Source organism: Bradyrhizobium sp. USDA 3311, assembly GCF_054062495.1.
This window is the reverse complement of record NZ_JBSSFI010000001.1, coordinates 4,135,141-4,153,873: the sequence shown is the minus strand read 5'-3', so window position 1 is coordinate 4,153,873 and position 18,733 is coordinate 4,135,141. Positions and strand designations below refer to the sequence as shown.

The 18,733-nt window shown below is 60.6% G+C and carries 17 protein-coding genes and 2 pseudogenes; 10 read left to right on the top strand and 9 right to left on the bottom strand.

Annotated features, from left to right (window positions below; all coding sequences use genetic code 11):
- Positions 1-46: 46 nt before the first annotated feature.
- Positions 47-934 (bottom strand): branched-chain amino acid aminotransferase, encoded by an 888-nt coding sequence (locus ACVWW6_RS19640; RefSeq protein ID WP_182872288.1) that lies wholly within the window; start codon positions 932-934, stop codon positions 47-49.
- A gap of 653 nt (positions 935-1,587) precedes the next feature.
- On the opposite strand from ACVWW6_RS19640, the gene ACVWW6_RS19635 reads away from it, so the two are divergent.
- On the top strand, positions 1,588-2,460 hold the full coding sequence (locus ACVWW6_RS19635) for an acyl-CoA acyltransferase (protein WP_456681282.1): 873 nt from the start codon (positions 1,588-1,590) through the stop codon (positions 2,458-2,460).
- A 37-nt stretch (positions 2,461-2,497) separates the two neighbouring features.
- Here ACVWW6_RS19635 and ACVWW6_RS19630 read toward each other — a convergent pair whose 3' ends face one another.
- The 5 genes from ACVWW6_RS19630 to ACVWW6_RS19610 are packed head-to-tail and all read right to left on the bottom strand — an operon-like array spanning position 2,498 to position 8,598.
- Positions 2,498-3,862 (bottom strand): cytochrome P450, encoded by a 1,365-nt coding sequence (locus ACVWW6_RS19630; RefSeq protein ID WP_456681281.1) that lies wholly within the window; start codon positions 3,860-3,862, stop codon positions 2,498-2,500.
- Positions 3,859-5,007 carry a homoserine O-succinyltransferase MetA gene (gene metA / locus ACVWW6_RS19625; protein WP_456681280.1) on the bottom strand — a complete coding sequence of 383 codons (1,149 nt, stop codon included), beginning with the start codon at positions 5,005-5,007 and terminating at the stop codon, positions 3,859-3,861. Before metA ends, ACVWW6_RS19630 begins: the two co-directional genes overlap by 4 nt.
- A 26-nt stretch (positions 5,008-5,033) precedes the next feature.
- A complete protein-coding gene (locus tag ACVWW6_RS19620; protein WP_011089021.1) occupies positions 5,034-6,308 on the bottom strand; it encodes an O-acetylhomoserine aminocarboxypropyltransferase/cysteine synthase family protein in 1,275 nt (424 codons plus the stop codon).
- 32 nt (positions 6,309-6,340) lie between these two features.
- Positions 6,341-7,345: an amino acid--[acyl-carrier-protein] ligase gene (locus ACVWW6_RS19615; RefSeq protein ID WP_456681279.1), complete on the bottom strand. Its 1,005-nt coding sequence runs from the start codon at positions 7,343-7,345 to the stop codon at positions 6,341-6,343.
- A gap of 26 nt (positions 7,346-7,371) precedes the next feature.
- A complete protein-coding gene (locus ACVWW6_RS19610; protein ID WP_110116875.1) occupies positions 7,372-8,598 on the bottom strand; it encodes an acyl-CoA dehydrogenase family protein in 1,227 nt (408 codons plus the stop codon).
- A gap of 243 nt (positions 8,599-8,841) precedes the next feature.
- Here ACVWW6_RS19610 and ACVWW6_RS19605 point away from each other — a divergent pair, with 243 nt between their 5' ends.
- The 6 genes and pseudogenes from ACVWW6_RS19605 to ACVWW6_RS19580 all read left to right on the top strand — a co-directional run.
- On the top strand, positions 8,842-9,111 hold the full coding sequence (locus tag ACVWW6_RS19605) for a phosphopantetheine-binding protein (RefSeq protein WP_038966761.1): 270 nt from the start codon (positions 8,842-8,844) through the stop codon (positions 9,109-9,111).
- Positions 9,108-10,991, top strand: coding sequence for a long-chain-acyl-CoA synthetase (locus ACVWW6_RS19600; protein WP_456681278.1), 1,884 nt, complete (start codon positions 9,108-9,110; stop codon positions 10,989-10,991). The genes ACVWW6_RS19605 and ACVWW6_RS19600 overlap by 4 nt, the downstream gene beginning before the upstream one ends.
- A gap of 34 nt (positions 10,992-11,025) precedes the next feature.
- The gene (locus ACVWW6_RS19595) at positions 11,026-11,271 is read left to right on the top strand and encodes an acyl carrier protein (RefSeq protein ID WP_038966762.1); all 246 of its coding nucleotides are present in this window, start codon (positions 11,026-11,028) and stop codon (positions 11,269-11,271) included.
- A complete protein-coding gene (locus tag ACVWW6_RS19590) occupies positions 11,258-12,643 on the top strand; it encodes an AMP-binding protein (protein ID WP_456681277.1) in 1,386 nt (461 codons plus the stop codon). The genes ACVWW6_RS19595 and ACVWW6_RS19590 overlap by 14 nt, the downstream gene beginning before the upstream one ends.
- Positions 12,636-12,755, top strand: a pseudogene (locus ACVWW6_RS19585) (SDR family NAD(P)-dependent oxidoreductase); the annotation flags it as partial. The gene ACVWW6_RS19590 and the pseudogene ACVWW6_RS19585, both read left to right, overlap by 8 nt.
- Positions 12,748-12,870 (top strand): annotated as a pseudogene (locus ACVWW6_RS19580) (SDR family NAD(P)-dependent oxidoreductase); the annotation flags it as partial. The pseudogenes ACVWW6_RS19585 and ACVWW6_RS19580, both read left to right, overlap by 8 nt.
- A gap of 67 nt (positions 12,871-12,937) precedes the next feature.
- Here ACVWW6_RS19580 and ACVWW6_RS19575 read toward each other — a convergent pair.
- From ACVWW6_RS19575 to ACVWW6_RS19565, 3 genes are all read right to left on the bottom strand, one after another.
- Positions 12,938-13,198, bottom strand: a complete 261-nt coding sequence (locus ACVWW6_RS19575) for a hypothetical protein (protein ID WP_161533867.1) — start codon at positions 13,196-13,198, stop codon at positions 12,938-12,940.
- Between the two features lie 318 nt (positions 13,199-13,516).
- The gene (locus ACVWW6_RS19570) at positions 13,517-13,639 is read right to left on the bottom strand and encodes a hypothetical protein (RefSeq protein ID WP_456681276.1); all 123 of its coding nucleotides are present in this window, start codon (positions 13,637-13,639) and stop codon (positions 13,517-13,519) included.
- Positions 13,640-13,887: 248 nt separating this feature from the next.
- Complete coding sequence (locus ACVWW6_RS19565) at positions 13,888-14,574, bottom strand: LuxR C-terminal-related transcriptional regulator (protein ID WP_271551140.1); 687 nt, start codon at positions 14,572-14,574, stop codon at positions 13,888-13,890.
- A 731-nt stretch (positions 14,575-15,305) separates the two neighbouring features.
- Between ACVWW6_RS19565 and ACVWW6_RS19560 the strand changes: the two genes are divergently transcribed.
- The 3 genes from ACVWW6_RS19560 (at position 15,306) to ACVWW6_RS19550 (ending at position 18,420) form a co-directional block, all read left to right on the top strand.
- The gene (locus tag ACVWW6_RS19560) at positions 15,306-16,205 is read left to right on the top strand and encodes a LuxR C-terminal-related transcriptional regulator (protein WP_271551142.1); all 900 of its coding nucleotides are present in this window, start codon (positions 15,306-15,308) and stop codon (positions 16,203-16,205) included.
- Positions 16,206-16,460: 255 nt separating this feature from the next.
- Complete coding sequence (locus ACVWW6_RS19555) at positions 16,461-16,610, top strand: hypothetical protein (protein ID WP_456681275.1); 150 nt, start codon at positions 16,461-16,463, stop codon at positions 16,608-16,610.
- A gap of 598 nt (positions 16,611-17,208) precedes the next feature.
- Entirely contained in the window at positions 17,209-18,420 is a 1,212-nt protein-coding gene (locus ACVWW6_RS19550) for a Wzz/FepE/Etk N-terminal domain-containing protein (protein WP_456681274.1), read from the top strand.
- Positions 18,421-18,733: the final 313 nt, after the last annotated feature.

The following is an 18,733-nucleotide window of genomic DNA, read 5'->3' as shown; positions in this document are numbered from 1 at the left end:
TAGAGTCGCGCCCTATCCTCTCGCAATGTTGCCCAGTGATGCCCTCTCACGCAGCAAGCTTCATTCCGTGGGCAAAATCCCAATACAGCTTTCGTGCCCGCGCGTAAAAGCGCCCTGGCCTGAGTTGCCGGTCGTCGATCCGGATCACGGGCGCGACTTTTGCGAAATTGCCGGTCGAAAAGATCTCGTCCGCACTGACGAAATCGGAGTAGCGCAGCGTTGCCTCCAACACCGTGATGCCGTCACCGCGCAAAAGTTCGATCACGCGCTGCCGCGTGATTCCGTTCAGGAACGTGCCATTCGGCGCAGGCGTAAAGACAACGCCGTCTTTCGCCATGAACACGTTCGAATTGCCGAACTCCGCGACGTTACCGAGCATGTCCAGCATCAGGCAATTCTGGAAGCCGCGCGAGGCGGCTTCCCTGAGCGCACGCGAACTGTTCGGATAAAGACAGGAGGCCTTGACATCGGCCGGCGCGCATTCGGCGGTCGGTCTGCGGAACGGCGACAGGGTGATCGCGCTGCCGACGGGCTCCGGGATCGGCGATTCGTAGATGCAAAGGCACCAGTCCGTCGTTTCCGGATCGAACAGCACACCGCCGCCGATGCCGTTCTGCGGCCAGTACATCGGGCGGATGTAGAGTTCGGCATTGACCGGGAAACGGGCGATACCTTCGCGCACCAGTCCGAGCCACGTGTCGAGATCGACGACCGGTTTTAGCCCGAAGTTGACCGCAGATTGATTGACGCGGGCGCAATGACGATCGAGGTCGGGCATAACGCCTTCGAAAGCGCGCGCACCATCGAAGATGGTCGAGGCGAGCCAGAGCCCATGGGTGCGTGGCCCCATGATCGGCACATTGCCCTCGTGCCACTGGCCTCGGAAGAATGTCCATGTCCTCGAATGGCTGATGGAATTGGTGGCGGAGACCATGACGAACCTCCATGTATGCGCGACGGACTTAGGTCCGTGGACCATAGCCTTCGCGGAAAGCGCCTTGCGGTCGACCGGTCCGGCCTCCGTTGCTGCAATCTCCGGGACAGCGACCGCCTACCGCCGGAACAAGGCGCGGTCGGGAGACAACCTAGCCGACCGAACCTGCCTGGTCGGGAGCGTAAAGGTGGACGTCGGAAAGTCCACGCTTTCCAGCGGGGTACCTCCGAAGTGGAGCTACTTACCCGAGCCGTGGTCAGGTAAGTTTGCAGCTGACCTTGTGGCACGCAGTGGTGGTTCGCTCGGTCGAGAGATGGTCAATGGCTCGTTCTTCCGAAAGACAGTACGTCAATGATGCGAGGGCCGTAGTCGGCTACGGAGATACGAAGGATTTGGCCTACAACGATTTGCTGGAGAAACTCAAAGCGCATGAAAGCGAGATTATATGTGCTCGCTCAAATGAAGGCGAACTTCTTCGACCCTTTTTGTTTCCCCCGGCCGGCGTCAATTTCCGCATCTACTGGCGAAAGAGCACTGGCAAGATTCGTTGGCAGTGCTCGTGGGGCCCTGGCGTATTGGAATTCGAGTGCGCCTGTGCTCCCGAGTGCGAAAATTGAGATCACGGTCGCATGGGGTTGAGAGGTTGGTAGGCGTTGTCCTGCATCAAAATCCGTCTCATAACTGATGCCGACATCCCGGCGGCCATAGACCTGCTGACCGGCGGATATGGGTCAGGGCGCCCTCGCAGTTTCTGGGAGGATATTTTCTCCTGCTTGAGTCACCGACTACTGCCCGCAGAAGAATTGCCACGCTACGGATATGTGATCGACATTGACGGCGAGCTTGTTGGTATCTTGCTCTTGATATTCTCGACAGTCTGGGAAAATGGCAAAGCCAAGATCCGTTGCAACGGGTTAGGCTTGTATGTTGATCCGGCATTTAGAATGTGCGCGCCACAGCTCATAAAAAAGGCCTCCGATTTCAAGGAGGCCACGGTGCTCAACCTGACGCCGGCGAAAAATACATTTCGCATGATAGAAGCCTTGAGCTACGTCAGATATTGCGGTGGACTCTTTGCCTCAATTCCCTTGCTCGGTCGAGCTAGCAAGGAGGCGCCCGCAAGGGTCGTCGATGTGCACACCAAGCTTGATGTTCGATTGGATCCACACGATCGCGACCTGCTGCTCGAGCACGCAGATTGCGGATGCATCAGTCTGTGGTGCATTACACCTCAAGATGCTTATCCTTTTGTATTTCGAATCCGGCAATTCAGCAGGGTTCCATGCGCGCAACTTGTCTATTGCCGCAGTGTGGATGACTTCGTACGCTTTGCGCGGCCGATAGGCTTATTTCTTGCCCGGCATACCTGGCATGTCGTGGTATTGCTCGACGCGAACGGACCAATTGACGGACTGGTCGGCAAATACTTCCCAGGGAAGGCCAATAGATATTTCCGCGGATCGGATCGGCCGCGGTTGGGAGATTTGGCTTATACAGAGATAGCGCTCTTCGACATCGGCCCCTGAGGCTTTCACCCTTCCCGGCGGCCGCGAGGCGCCGGGTTCACGCCCCTCCCCCGGAACTCATCGCTCGCGTCTCTGGTCCCCGCCGGCGGATTTCATAACCATTCGCCGAAGCTCTGATCTCCGGGGTCATGACGAAATCATGCTTGCTGCGCAAGTTCACGGCAGCCTCCAGCTCGGGAGGCTTCTCTTCATCGTAGCCCAGCCGCAGCTGCCTGGCGATCATCACCAGGTGAATCTGCATTTCGAGGCGCGCAAAGATTTCACCGATGCAGTTCCTCGGCCCTACGGAGAACGGGAGCATCGTCGGCGGATGTCGTTCCTGCAAGAAATCGGGACCGAAGCGATCCGGACGGAAACTATCCGCGGCTTCCCAGAGCTTGCGGTGTCGCTGGATGTGGTAAGTGGAAATATATACTTCAGTTCCGGCAGGCACGAAATAGTCGCCAAGGTAATCGTCCTTCAGCGCCCTGCGCGTCATCAGCCAGCCGGGCGGATACAGGCGTAGCGCCTCCTCAATAATGCGCCGCGTGTAGCTAAACCTCCCGAGATCATTGAGGTCAGGAAGCTCGCTCGCAGGCACATTGTCGAGCTCCCTCCATAATTTTTCCTCGACCTCCGGGTGCTGAGAGAGCAAGTACCAGATCCAATTCAGGGTGGAAGCCGTCGTTTCGTGTCCGGCGACAATCAGGGTCATCGTTTCGTTGACCAATTGGCGGTCTGGCATTATTTGGCCACTGTCCCGGTCGCGCGCTTCCATAAGCATGCCGAGCATGTCGGCGGATCTGATGTTCTTCTTCCTCCTTTCGGCGGCAACCCGGCTCACGATTTCTCCCAAAGACCTGAACTCTTTCGCAAACTCGAGGTTGCGCGCAGACTCGTCGGTCAGAATACTGAAATGCGGGCGCACGTATTCGTAGTCGGCTCCGAAGATTGCGCTGAGAACCGACTCCGCGACCATGCGGCTGATGTCGCGAGTGGCATTGACGCTCTTCTTCTCTCGAGCTGCCTGCTTCCATCTTTCAAGCAACGCCACATTGGCCGCTGTAATGACGTGACTGAACGCTCCGATCGCGTTGTGGCGGAAAGCAGGCTGGATCATCCGCCGCTGACGTTTCCAGAACTCTCCCTCGCTCACCATAAGGCCATTACCGAGGAGCCAGGCAATGCGCTTGATCGCCAGGCCTTTCTTGTAGTTCTGCCAATTCTTGCGAAGGACGTGCTCCGCGTACTCCGGAGTACTGATCACATACACGTCGGAACCGTAGACAGACGCCCTATAGATGTTGCCGTATCGTTTGAAGCATTTGCTCATCCAGCTCAGGAGATCTTGAGTTGGGCTGCAGGGCTCGTCCGGCCCTGGTGGATAAAGGTGCGCCGTTCTCGTACCTGTTTCGGACATCATACTCGTGTCCCTGACTTTGAGCCCGGCGCGTGGGGACCCCCGGATCGGACGGCGACCAACCGGTGTCGACTTTGACGGGCCGAAATTCCGGAATGCGGCCTCGTTCGGCACGTCCCGTTGGAGTGCAACGCTTTTGAGCGTTCGGCTCGCTGCGACGCCAGGTAAAGCAGCCAGTTGCGGTAGATGCGTCTGGCCGGAAGTTGCCAGCCGTTCTGCAGATCCCTTGCCAGCTGATTGGCAGGGAAATCATCGAAAAACTCCGGACGTCTGTCCAAAAGGGCCTTTCGCCGATAGGCGCCCAAGATCTCTTCTGCCTCCTCGTCCAGATAACCCGTCGGTATTGTCGGACAAACTTCGTTCTCGCCCCGGAGGAAACGGCCCATGTCCCTTCGGTATTCGCCCAGCAGGGTCTGCGTTTCGTATTCCGGGTGGCCCTGGAAATGGACGAAAAGGCTCTTCTTCTGTTGCTTGACGAAGCAATCGACACCAGCCTCCGCCGACCAGGTGAGAATGGAATATCCGCAGCTCTCGAGAGTTTCATCCTGCACCTCGTTCCAGCGGGCGTGCGGCATTCTGAAATTCGCAGGAACATCGTGCATCAACGGATGATTTCTCGTCTTCGTTTGAGTGAAGACACCGATGCATTTGGTAGGCAGCTTGTGGCGCGTAACGCCGTCCAGGTGCAGGACGGCCCCATGGACGGCCAGACAGGAGAACACCGACGACACCGTATTCTCCCGGGCCCAGTCCGCGATCTCGGCGAAGGTGGTCCAGTACGGCTCGTCCGTCAGACTGGCGGCTCTGGGTTCGGCGCCGGTCACGATCACGCCGTCCAGGCGTCTGTTCAGCAGATCGTCGGTGCCACGGTAGTATCGACGAACGTAATCGCGCCCCCATTCCGAACGGGGGGTCGCTTCCATCGTATAGAAATGCAGCCTGACGCAAAGTCGTCCGGCAGCCGCAGCCAGCAAGTCGAACAGCTGGCGCTCGGTCGACATCAAGGCCGCATCCGACATGTTGTTGATGAGCCCGATGTCGAGGCACTCCGCCCGGCTTCCCGGTGACGCCATCGCACGGGCGCCGCTGCCGGGCGCTCTCGATAAGAGGTGGTGCTCGTCCGAGTCTACGTCGATCAAGACAGTCATGCGAGTGCCTTCATGGTTGACGAACGTCAATTCGCGGCGCAGAGGGCCTGATCGAGATCCGCGACGATGTCGTCGATGTGCTCAATTCCGACGCTCAGCCTGATCATCTCGGGCCGCACGCCGGCTTTGTCCTGTTCTTCGGCCGACATTTGCCGGTGCGTTGTCGATGCGGGGTGGCAGGCGAGCGTTTTCGCGTCGCCAATATTGACCAGCCGCTTGCAGAGCTTCAGCGCGTCGTAGAACCGCTTGCCCGCCTCGAAGCCTCCAGCCACGCCAAAAGTCAGCAGCGAACACGCCCGGCCACCCAGATACTTCTGCGTCAGCACGAAATAGGGGCTGTCGTGAAAGCCGGCATAGTTCACCCACTCGACGCGGCGGTTATTGCGCAAGAACTGCGCGACCTTTGCGCCATTCTCGACGTGCCGCTCGATCCGGAGCGCGACGGTCTCGATGCCCTGGAGCAGCAGGAAAGCGTTCATCGGCGCCAGGACGGCGCCGGTGGTCCTCTGGGAGACGGCGCGGCAACGCGCAATGTAGGCGGCGGCGCCGTAGCGCTCGGTAAAGACCAGCCCGTGGTAGGATTTCTCCGGCTCGTTCATCATCGGGAAGCGCCGGCGATGCTCCGCCCACGGGAACCTGCCGCCGTCGACGATAATTCCACCAAGCGTCGTGCCATGCCCGCCCATGAATTTCGTCAGCGACTCCACGACGATGTCTGCGCCGTATTCGATCGGCCTGAGCAGGATCGGTGTCGGCACCGTGTTGTCGACGATGAGCGGGACGCCGTGCCTGTGCGCGGCATCGGCCATCGCCTGGATGTCGCAGACATTTCCGGCCGGATTCCCGACGCTCTCGCAGAACACCGCCCGTGTATCGTCGTCGATCAGCCTTTCGACGCTTTCCGGCCGGTCGTCGTCCGAAAAACGGACCGCAATGCCCTGCCTCGGCAGGATGTGCGCGAACAGCGTATGCGTGGTGCCATAGAGCTGCGGAACCGAGACGACGTTGGAGCCCATCTCCGCGAGGTTCACGACCGCATAGTTCACCGCGGCCTGACCGCAGGCCACGCTAAGTGCCTCGATGCCTCCTTCCAGGGCGGCGACGCGCTTCTCCAGCACGGCGTTGGTCGGATTGCCGATCCGGGTGTAGCGGAAGCCGTCCACTTCAAGGTTGAAGAGCGCGGCTCCATGATCGGCACTGTCGAATGCATACGAGGCCGTCTGGTAGATCGGCACGGCAACGGCTTTCGTTGCCGGATCGCTTTCGAAGCCGCCGTGAACGGCGAGAGTCTCTCTCCTCATGGAGGCGCTCCCTTCCGCTCTCCGATCCCGGGCTAGCTCCCGGCTTCCTTGGCGCATCGGTACTCCTCGAATGCTGACGGTGCCCCGCGGTCGGTCTGCGCCAGGCCAAGCAGGTCCCGCACTGCGATCGGCCACAGCGCGACGTCTTTGCCGTGGGTATGGAACATGGCGACGGCGAGACGGTCCATTCCGAAGGCTACGCAGGCAGTGTGGGCCGGCTCGCCGGCCGCATCGACGATGCCCCAGGTGGTGCCGAAATGATCGCGGTGGTAGTTGAAGCTCATGCAGGCGGTCGGTCGCTCCTCGGAGCGCAGAGGCACCAGCAGTTCGAACTTCAGCGACAGCTGCTTTTGGCTCACCGCCATCATCTGCCCGACCCGGCCGAAGAACGGGTCGTTGGCATGGTCGATCCTGAAGGTCAGCCCGAGATCTCGGGCGATCTTCTGTGCGCGTATGATCCAGCGCTCCCGGAACGCCGAGACGTGATCGGCGCTCCCGATGCAGACGAATTCGCGCATCCTGAAGGACTGCAGCCGATCGAGATCGCGCGAAGGTTCGCGACGGAAACAGTCGGCGGCCACGTCGAAGCTCCAGCCGGCTGCCGGCACGGGCCCTCGGCTCGCGGCGATCGGATAGAGCGGATAGCAGGCTGCCGGCGACAGGACGAGATCGGCTGGCGATAGCGATTCGGTCCAGTCGCCGCCGGCATCGAAGCGGCTGATCGCCGCGTCGATCTCGCTTTCTATGCCGTGCAGGCCACAGACGCAGCCGAGAAGATTGGGAAAGCTCTTCAGATAGCCCGACCTCTCAAGCTGGGCGCGGTTCATGACGGGCGGGAAGCGCATCACCTCGGTGTTCGGCTCGCGATTGCGCGAGATCACCGCCGCAATTCGCTCCACAACGTCTTCATAGAGTGCGGTGCGGCCATAGACGCCGGGAGAGCCCATCTCGTGGAACAGCGCATCCGCAAGATGGTCCAGCGGATCGGCCGGAGGCGGAGTGGAGTCCGCCGGTGCTTCGACAATGGCCAGGTTCATTAGGCCGGTTCCTTTTCAGAAGGAGATCAATCGCACAAAGAGCCCGGAACGGTGCTCATCAGCGTGGCGGTACCCATGCTGGAGAGGATGCGATCGTTATTGATCATGATCGGAGCGGAAAGCACGTCACGCAGGTGGCGACCGATACTGACGTCGGTGTCGTTGCGGTATCCGGACAGGCCGCAGGCGCGCATCGCGTGCATGACGGTCGCAACCGCGAGCTCCGAGGCCTCCACCTTGAGAAGATTGATCGAGGACTGGAAGTCGACGGACGAAAGCGCGCGCATGTCCCGTTCGCGTGCTCCATAGAGCTGGAGATTCGCGGCGATGACGGCGCGTAATTTCGTCAGGGTCATTTTGGCGGCGGTGAAGTGCGCCGCGCCGGGAGGCATATTGCCGCCCGATCCGCGGGCGGCCTTGCGAATGAAGAGCTGCGCCCGGTCCACCGCCGCAGCCGCGATCCCCGCCCAGACTGAGGACCAGCACAGGTGGGCGACGGGCGTCATCGTCTGCGCATGGATCTTTTCGTATGCTACGGGGAATATCTGGTCCGCAGCGCCTCTGAAATTCAACTTGAAGCCGGCGCTGCAGGTCCCGCGCATGCCGAGCGTTTCCCACCCGAGAGTGGGCTCCAGCGTATAGTCGTCACGGGTGATGGCGAGTAACACCTGATCGGATCCGGCGGCGGAGTCCGAGCGGCGGGCGACGGTGATGATGCCGTCCGCCTCGGCGCCGTACGAAATCACGGTCGCGTCGCGCACCAGCGAAATCTCGGTGCCGGCGCTCTCCACTGCGGCCGAGCTGAAGCGTATGTTTCCGCCGTTCTGGCCTTCCGTGGTCGACGACGCCAGCAGCATCTGCTCGGCAGCCACGCGGCGCATGAGGCTTTCATGCCAGCCACTGCCCGCGCCGTGGCGAACCAGGCACGCGACCTTGGTCTGATGCATCGCGAAGATCATCCCGACCGAAGCGCAGGCGCGGCCTAGCGCGTAACACATATCGGCCACCTCGGAGATAGGCGCACCGTCTCCGCCGAACTCGACCGGAATCTGGGCGCCCAGAAGTCCCTCCTTGCGCGCCGCGTCGATCGCCTTCCGCGGGAATCGCGCCTCGCGATCGACCGCCTCGGCCTCCGCCGCGGCGACCTGCGCGACATTTGCCGTTCGCTGCTGGAACGAGGAGCCGTCGGGAGAGAATGCTATTCGGCCAATTTCCGTGGCGACGTTGCGGAACTGAACTTCCTGCACAGTCATGGGCCCGAGCCTCCCGTTTCATGGTTGTCATGATTGGACAATGCGAGCCAGATCGAGATGAATGCCGCTCAAAATCGACAAGTAGCTCACTTCCCCTGCCGCGTCGCTGGCGCAGAAGTGGGTGTCAAGGAGCTTCCACTCCCGGGCGAGGTACCTCCGAAGCAGAGCTATTGACCGAAGGAACAGTTGGGTATCGTCGCCCCGAATGTGATCACGCCTGGCCACGGCAGGAGACCAGCTGAAATGCACAACACTGCCATCAACGTTCAGAACCGTGTTCTGTCGGTCGTCAGGAGCGTCCTCCAGCAGAACGCGATCAGCGCCGATGTCCACCCGGAGTCGCGACTCGTGGATATCGGACTCAGCTCGATGGGGATGGTCGAGTTGATGCTCAAGGTCGAAGCCGAGTTCGATCTCATCCTTCCCCAGTTCGAGATCACGCCCGAGAATTTTCGATCGGTAAAGGCAATGGAGCGGATGATCCTCAACCAGCTGGGATCCGGGTCGGGATGAAGCCAGTTGAACAGAGGTTCTGCTTCGACAACCAAGCGAGCCGCATTGAACGGGTGCGCACGCATCCCGAGCCAGCTCAGCCGCATGCGACCAGACGCGACGCTCCGCGGCGCAGACGGTCCGCCGCCAAGACCTGGCTGCAAGCCATCGCACTCACCGCACGGCTCGAAGCCCAGCCGCATCGGTTGTTCGCCGACATCGTGGAGGATTGGGCACAGCGTCAGCCCGGGCGGCCCGCGTTGCTCTCGGATGGCCAATCCTTCACCTATGGCGAACTCGCTGCCCGGATCAACCGGTATGCGCGCTGGGCGCGGGACGTCGGCCTCCAAGCCGGCCGCACCGTCTGCGTGCTGATGCCGAACCGGCCGGACTACCTCGCCTGCTGGCTCGGCATCAGCAGCGTCGGCGGGACGGTGGCGCTGATCAACACCAGGCTGGTCGGCCAGTCGCTCGCCCACTGTATCGACGTCGCTCATGCCGATCACCTCATCCTCGCTGCCGATTGCGTGGATGCGTTCGAGAGCTCACGTCCGCACCTGCACCGCGAGCCGCAATGTTGGAGCCTCGGCATCGGCGATCCAAGCGGCGATCTGGATGCGGCGCTCGCCGCATTCGAGCCACGTCCGCTGTCCTCCGCCGAACGCGGCGACGTCACGATCGACGAACGCGCGCTCCTCATCTACACCTCGGGCACCACGGGCCTACCGAAGGCGGCGAACGTCAGTCATCGCCGCATTCTCGCCTGGGGCGGATGGTTCTCCGGACTGACGGACGCGTCCATCGAGGATCGTCTCTACGATTGCCTGCCGCTGTATCACTCCGTGGGCGGCGTCGCCGCTCCCTGCAGCATGCTCTGCGCGGGCGGTTCGGTCGCGATTGCGGAGAAGTTTTCCGCTGGCAGCTTCTGGGACGACATCGAACGTTTCGACTGCACCGTCTTCCAGTATATCGGTGAGCTTTGCCGCTATTTGCTGAAGGCGCCAGCGTCTGAACAAGAGGCGCGACACCGGCTGCGGCTGGCGGTCGGTAACGGATTGCGCGGCGATATCTGGGAGACGTTCGCCAACCGGTTCGCGATTCCGCAGATCCTCGAATTCTATGCCGCAACCGAAGGCAATTTCTCGCTGTTTAATGTCGATGGAAAACCGGGCGCGATCGGCCGGATCCCGCCGGTTCTGGCGCATCGCTTTCCCGCCTCGATCGTCAAGATCGATGCCGACAGCGGCAGCCCGGTCCGGAGCGCTGCAGGGCTCTGCATCGCCTGCGCACCTGGCGAGATCGGCGAGGCCATCGGACGTATCGGTGGCGGCGATCGCGACGGCCGGCCTTTCGAGGGCTACACGGATCCCGAGGAGACCAAGAAAAAGGTTCTGCACGACGTCTTCGCTGTGGGCGATGCCTGGTTCCGCACCGGTGATCTGATGTTGCGCGATGCGCAGGGCTACTTGCACTTCATCGACCGCGTCGGCGACACCTTCCGCTGGAAGGGCGAGAACGTCGCGACCAGCGAAGTGAACGACGCAATCAGGGGCTGCCCCGGCGTTCTCGACGCCTCGACCTATGGAGTTGCGGTGTCCGGGGCCGATGGCCGCGCCGGCATGGCGGCCTTGGTGGTGGACCGAGATTTCGATCTCGGGATATTCAACGAACACCTTTCGCATCAGCTGCCGCCTTATGCAGTTCCAGCCTTCGTCAGGCTGTGCCGGGCGCTCGAGACGACCGACACCTTTAAGCAGCAAAAGCAGCGGCTGATCCGCGAGGGATTCGATCCTTCGCTGGTGGACGATCCGCTGTTCCTGCGTGATCCGGCGACCGGCGGCTATCGTTCGATCGACCGGGCCGTCTACGCGCGCGTCGTTGAGGGCGAAATCAGGCTCTGACATCGGCTCGGAAAGCCGAAATGTGAGGTGTACTATGTCGGTCAAATCGAAGATTTTCTCCGCGATGGAGCAGATCGCCGAAGAACAGAAGGTCACGCTTCCGCCGCTCGAGGACGATCTGTCGCTGAACGAAACCGGGTTCGATTCGCTGGCGTTCGCCATCCTGGTTGCGCGGCTGGAGGACGAGCTCGGTATCGATCCGTTCACTGTCGCCGAGGACGCAGCCTTCCCGTCTACACTCGGTGAGTTCGTCAGGGCCTACGAGAATGTCCCCGCCTGACATCATTGCGTTGCGCCAATATCTCGGCGCGGGGCCGAAGGACCGCACGATTTCCGATGCCCGGCACAGTGTATCGCTGACCGACATGATCGAGCACAGCTGCCTGACCGGCGGGTCCTTCGAATTATCCGGCCGCTCGGTGCTGCTTGCGACGTCGAGACAGCTGCTGTCCGCGCTTGCAATGATCGAGCTCGACGGCGTCGCCCGCCGCATCCTTCTAGGCCCGCCCGACCTCGATTGGGATCGCCTGCAGGTCCTGCTCGATCAGGCCGGGATCGACACCATCGTCACCGATCAGCCGCTACACCGATGCAGTGCTGGCAAGCGCGCTATTATCGGCGTCGACCTGCCCGAACGGAAGGCCGTGGGACGGAAGGTCGACCATGCGACCGAATGGTTGATGCTGACCTCGGGGACGTCGGGGCTGCCGAAGATCGTTCGACATACGCTCGATGGACTCGCCGGCGCGATTATCGCCGACGGGCCCGCGCGCTACCGGAACGCAACCTGGGCGACGTTCTACGACATTCGCCGCTATGGCGGCCTGCAAATTTTCCTGCGGGCCGTGATCGGCGGCGGATCGATGGTGCTTTCGGAGCCCGGGGAAGCCATTGCCGTGCATGTGGCGCGGCTGCGCGCGGGCGGCGTCACCCACATCTCCGGAACGCCGTCGCACTGGCGCAAGCTCCTGATGAGCGGCGCGTCCGCCAATTTCGCGCCGCACTATGTCCGCCTGTCGGGCGAAATCGCGGACCAGGCAGTGCTGGACGGCCTGGCCAGAGCATTTCCACATGCGTCAATCGGACACGCCTATGCCTCGACCGAGGCGGGCGTCGGTTTCAGCGTGGACGATGGGCGCGAGGGTTTTCCTGCCCACCTGATCGGGCAGAATCACGCCGGCGTCGAGATGAAGGTGGTCGACGGCTCGCTTCGGATCCGTTCCCGGCGTACGGCGCGCGCCTATGTCGGCGCCGATGCACCACCACTCGCCGACACCGAGGGCTTCGTCGATACCGGCGATATGGTCGAGCTGCGCGGCGAACGATACCACTTCGTGGGCCGTCGAGGCGGCGTTATCAACATCGGCGGGCTGAAGGTGCATCCGGAGGAGGTGGAAGCAGTGATCAACCGGCACGCGTCAGTCGAGATGTCGCGTGCGCGGTCGCGCAGGAGCCCGATCACCGGCGCCATTGTGGTCGCCGACGTCATCCTCACCAACGGCACTGATGGGGACCGCCATGAGACGATCCGCGCGGAGATCCTCAGCCAGTGCAAGGACTGCCTGGCAGTATGGAAGGTGCCCGCGGTGATCCGCTTCGTCGAGCGGCTCGACGTCACGGCAGCGGGGAAACTGGCACGCACCGATGCGTAACGTCATCGTCACCGGCGGCAGTCGCGGGATCGGCCTTGCCATTGCGCGCAGGCTCGCCGCGTCCGGCGGATACAATGTGATCGCCGTCGCGCGCCGCGAGAGCGAGGAGCTTGCGCCGCCTGCCTGAAGCCGACGACGTCGCTTCCATGGTCGAATATCTTCTCGGCGAAGGCGGCCGGAACATCACCGGCACCGTGGTGACGGTCGACGCCGGCAACACTGCCTGAGCGCCGGCAATCGGGCATCCGCCGTCGAGGGCGACATCTCCTCTGAAGTCGAGCCTGCCTGGACGCGTCATTCCGGCGATAGCCCCTTCAGATACTCGAGCATCGTGTTGCAGGCTTTCTCCGCCTCCGCGAAGGTTGAAAACGCCGAACCGCCAATCTTGATCGCGCCGTTACCCCGATAGAGCGGCCGCCACGACGCCACGTAGCCGGCACGACCATGGAAGCCGGCACCAGCAGGGGTCTCATACGTGATCACAAAGGAAAAGCCGTCGCCGGCCGCACTCCAGATTTCCATGTCCTCGACGGCACGGTGAAACAGAAGGGACATCAAGATGCGTCCGCGCACTCGCTTTCGGCTCAACCACAGAACTCCGGTCCTGACAGCAGGCCGTCAGGAGGGAACGACCCTGACCACTGGGGGGGCAGGAAGGAGGGCCAGGGCCGTCGCTCCGGATGTGCCGAGATCCAATCGGCACATCTCTGCGATCATGTCTGAAGTCGTTCGTTATAGCCCGCGACTACGTTTTACCTGACAGCGGACAAACTGCGATCGACCCAGAGCCGCAGATGACGACTAAAATACACGTCCCGCCCGATGCCTTGGCTGCGATTCTGGATCAGGCGCGAGGCCTGAGGGACTACCCCATTAGGCTTCCCGGACATCGACCTCGCCAATCAAGCGGCGCTTGAAATCAGTCTTCAGCCCCCACTTGTTCCAGCCGATCGGCTGCATTGCGGGAGGGCGCCGCCATGACAGACGCACTTTCATCACCGGCCGCCAAGGAGACGGATGATGGGCCGGGTGGTCGCTATCGATCGTGGCCTGGGACCGGCTCAGTGGCCGTCGATGTTACGGATAGCCTGCCGCACGCGCGACTGAACCAGGGTCTCCGGCAAGAAAGCCGGCGTCGGGCGGGCTCACGAGGATCTTTCCGGCCGGGTCGCTGCATCCAATGGAGGCCACCTGCCCATTGCAGTGGGAGCGACGACCGGGAATGCTGGTGCGTGACGAGCCTCTCAGCGCTCCCCACTTGTCGATCCGGGATGCGGCGCCTTCTCCCGCGGGGCAGTCGCGCGATCATGTTGCGAGATGGCGAGGGCCGCGAGCACCGTCCGATTGCTGATTTCAAGTTTTTGAAAGATGTTGTGAAGGTGCACCTTGATCGTGCCGTCGGTCGTGTTCAACCGCCGCCCGATTTCCTTGTTCGACAATCCTTCGGAGACCAGACGCATGATCTGACGCTCGCGTTCCGTCAGCGCTGTCAGCCCGCTCTCCGAATTCGTGCCCTGCTCGCGCGACGCGATCGACTCGGATGGGGTCGATGGCAGCACGTTGTGACCATTGGCGATGTGCCGCAACGACTCCACCAGAGCCTCGGTATCGGTATCTCTCAGGATGATGCTACAGGTCACGGGCGTGGCCGAGAACACCAGTTCGCAATCTTCACTCGCGACGAAGAACACCAAATGCGTCGAACGATTTTCTGAATTGACGGTCGAAAGAATTTTCGCGGCGGCGAGCCCGGGCATTGCGGGATCGACAATCGCCATATCGGGCGCCAGGCGCCGGATCGCTTCTATGCAGCTGGCGGCGTCGTTACAAGATGCAACGATATTGAAATCGGCTACGGCACCGAGCACCTTGCTCAGCCCTTCCAAGACCACCGGATGCCGGTCTGCAATGACTACACTGATACGTCGCATTGGGCGCTCCTCAGCGGATCGTCCCCTAAACATAAACCCCGCGCACCTGCTGCTGTTTCCACCACTATCGATAGAATCACCATAAATTTCTCTTAATACAAGCAGGATCGATATCGCATCGCAAGCTAGGATTAACAGGCGCGCGGCACTGCTCGCTTCCCGACTCTCACTCGGGCTGGAATGCCCGTAAGAATCCGGTGATCAGACTGCGGCGGACCAGCCTCTGTGGTTATCCAGTCCGGATAACGGCGTAAGTGCACACTCCGACATCTCCTCAATGTTCATATGCGCAGGGCCGTTAACTCGCTCACAAAATGCGTTCACGCAGAGATAGTATCGACGAACAAAGACCATCGAAAAGTTCTTCAATGTTGAGTGAGCATCTCGATCTAATTCACGCAGAGGATGCGCCAGACGGTATTTTTGGGCACCGTAACCGCACGGGTATACGCAGACCCACCTCTATAACCAACGATATATAGGGCGATCCGAAATTCGCATCTAACATTCATAAAAGCTTAAGCAAGATGGATTGCTCGAAATCCACCAACGAGACCAGGCAAAGAACGGAGGGCCATGATCGAGGTAGCTCAATATATCTAGAGACCACAAGCCGACGGAGAACGACCAACCGAACAACAAGGGCTCGTTCTTACGTCGAGGACCAAGAAAATAATTGAGTTCAACCGCCCATCGCTGTTGTGTCATTGCGTAGTAGGCTGGAGGGTAAAATGAGGAGGCGGCAGTCTTGCGAGACCGTTCTTATTGGAAAGAACGTTTTGATTAGAGAAGGCATTGCTAGAATCCTGCACACGGCAAATTTTCACATCCCGGTATCGGCGTCGAGCCCCGAGGAACTGCCGAGCACACTTCAAGCAGAAAAACTGATGTTCCTCATCGTCCATACCGGCGATGGCTTCAATGTCGCGATAGAACAAATCGGATTTGTGAAGGATCGGTATCCGGACGCGCGCATCGCGATCGTGTCCGACAATTATCGGCCGGTCGATCTTGCCTCCGCATTTCGAGCAGGGGCCAACGGATACTTCGTGAACGTCAATTCGTGCGATGCATTCATCAAATCCGTCGAGCTCGTGATTATGGGCGAGACCGTCTTCCCGCCTGCATTCCTGTCATTCGCCCTTGATGCCGGTCGCGATCACGAGCCTGAAACGGCGGAGCCCGGCAGACGACAGGCCATCCTCGCCGCTGCAGACGACGCGATCTTGCCGCAGCTCTCTCCGCGAGAAAAGGCAATTCTATCCTGCCTTATCGAAGGCGACTCCAACAAGTGCGTTGCCAGAAAAATCAATATCGCCGAGGCGACCGTGAAGGTTCACGTCAAGGCGATCCTGCGCAAGATCAGGGTCCAGAACCGGACACAGGCGGCGATCTGGGGCATGAACCATGAGTCGCTGGTGCGACCGGCAAACGATCGCGCCCCCTCAACCGTCGATGCGGGCAGAGGGATCACGAAGCCCATCGAGATGATCTCTGAAATGGAGCAGCTCAACGAGCCGGCTCCATTGGTTCCCCACTCTAACCACGTCGTGGTATCCCGTATCGACGGCCTGGTCCGCAAGGGTGTGGGCCGAGGGGCTCTCGCGGCGGCTGCTCGGCTCTGCAAGTAGGTTCAGGGCCCCGGAAACGATTGCCGTCGCGCGAGTGATCCGAGCGCGAAGGAAGTAAGCTGCGACACTTTCGCTGAGTCCCGACGCCCGGACGCCTTAGCAGGGTGCTCCTTGCTGTCCTTGCGTGACTAGCACGCGAGATCGCAGCGGATCTTGACGGGTGGACGACGCGCAACGCGCAGGCTGCGGGACATTTCTTACCGCTCCCGCAGCCATTCCCGCTTGTACCGCGCCAGCGGCGAGAGAAGGTCGCTGATGATCGTGCGCGCGCCGATCTTGATCTCGACCGTCACCGCCAGGACTGTTCTGGTACTGCAGGGCAACCTCGACGGCGTCACCCGGCCGCAACTCGGTATCTTCGCCTGCGAAAATCCGTTCCGGTCCCTTCTTGCCTTTTTCCGATGATGGCAATCTCAGCTTGGCGCGCGGCTCCTCGTACGAGTTGTGATCGCACCATGCGGTGTACCGAAGCTTCTCGCCGACGCTCTGCAGCTTTCGCGAATTTGGTTGAGCTTTACGCTGGTCTCTTGCAGCTCACGGAGATCGAGCCTCCGCTGGTCGTCGAGCTTTGCCAGCTTTCTGGTTAGTTCGTCCTGTTCCTTCCTGCAGCAGGTGCGCAGAGGTCTGCAGCTTCCGTGTTGATGACAGCAGCAGCACGGCGCGACGCGCATCCGTAAGCGAAGGCCAGTCACAGAACCCTTGCCCAAGAGATCAAACATTTTCAGCAATCCCTCGAGGGTTGACTGAAGTCCCTCCTCCTCGTTCTTCTGCTGCTCTGAACCGCACGCGGACCTCCTCGTCTCCCTCTCGGACGCCGCCCTGGAGGAACGCCTTTCCCTGCTGATAGTCACTCTGCCTGATCTTAAATATTCTGTTTCCGCATTGACGATTTCCGAGATCGCCGACCGTGTCGAAAACGCATATCCCATCGCAATCTACGACCCAATCGCTCATCTCCGGGCAATCAGTACTTTCCGAGTCACTGGACGGGAATCGGCAAAAAATGGGTAACTATGATGGTCCATTGAGTGGCAGCACTGCCGGATTAAAGTTCGACACGCAATTCGCTTGCCCCCCCGGAGCCTCAACTATCAGCAGTGGCGTGAAAATGCTCCAGACCAACAGCACAGATAATTGGGTAAGTCGTGACAATATGCCGCCTGAATTTCGCCCGGGGCCGGCCGTCTCGCTAGCAGAAGTGCTGGCCGTGCTGGCGTTCATCCGACGACATCTATCGATCATGTTGCTGACGTGTTTCGCTGGGCTCTGCATTGCCATCCTGTACCTCATCATCGTAGCACCCACGTTCACCGCCAAGGCGCAACTTCTCGTAAACTCGAAAGTGCCCGTAGTGGATGCTGCGGCGCTGTCGACGGTCGTGGAAAGTCAGATCTCAATCATAAAATCTGAGAGCATCGCTACCGCCGTAATCGAGAAGCTCGGGCTTGCTCAAGATCCGGAATTTGAAACGGGCCAAGGTAGCGGCGTGATTTCCCGGCTGCTCGGCTTGAGTCAACCGAAGACGGAAGCTAACGCCGCGCGCTATGCCGTGGAACCGTTCGAACGCAGACTTTCGGTCAAGCGCGTCGGCCCTACATTTCTTGTCGAGATTACCTTCGATTCCAAGAATCCGGATCGGGCGGCGCAGATCCTAAACGCTGTTGCGGAAACCTATATTACTCATCAAATGAACAAGACGAGTCTACAAGACGTGAAATGGGTTACGGATCGACTGAACGACTTGAGCACTCAAGCATTGACCGCAGAAGCGGCCTTGAAGGATTACGATAGGAACAAGGCGAAAGATGCAGCGGATTCCGCCGATACCCGCGATAGACTAGCCGCCGCTGCTGAATCATCAAAGAGCGCCTATGATAACTTTCGCCACGCGCTGCGTAAGACAGAAGTGACGCAACAACAATCCCCGCCGGTGTTTGAGGCCAGTCTCGTCACCGGGGCGTCGCCTCCTTTGAGGGCCAGCTCGCCAAAACCTAGAATCGTGCTTGGAATAGCGATCGTTGGAGGGCTGCTTCTTGGAAGCGCTTTAGGAGTGCTGCGCGATCTGTCTGATCGCATCCGCACCAGCGGGCAGAAAACTTGTCCAAGCGCGGAGGACGGCAGGATCGAGCGACCTCTTCCAGACGCAGTTCGACCAGATCGTCAATTTGACGCATCGGCAAAAGCAAAGCCAGTGCGCCTCACGGGTTCGGGGTGAAGACCGCCATCTTCGCCGACGATCGGCATCCCCCCGCCGACGCGCGATTGCCCCAGGGAAGGCCTTCTTGATGCGGCCACGGCCGGGATCCAGCACCGGTGCATTGATCTCATCGACCGCGATCTTGCCCGCGATCAGGATTATGTCGCGACAGCCAATCCACGGGAAGCCGAGGAGTTAATCCGAAATGGCCGCCACTTGCGGCGAATTTGACGATAGGACAAGCGCCTAAACCAGTTACCCTGAAACCCTCCGCAGATCGCCCAGGTCGCCGGGGCAGAACGCTCGTGCTGAGTGCGCCGCCAAGGAGAGG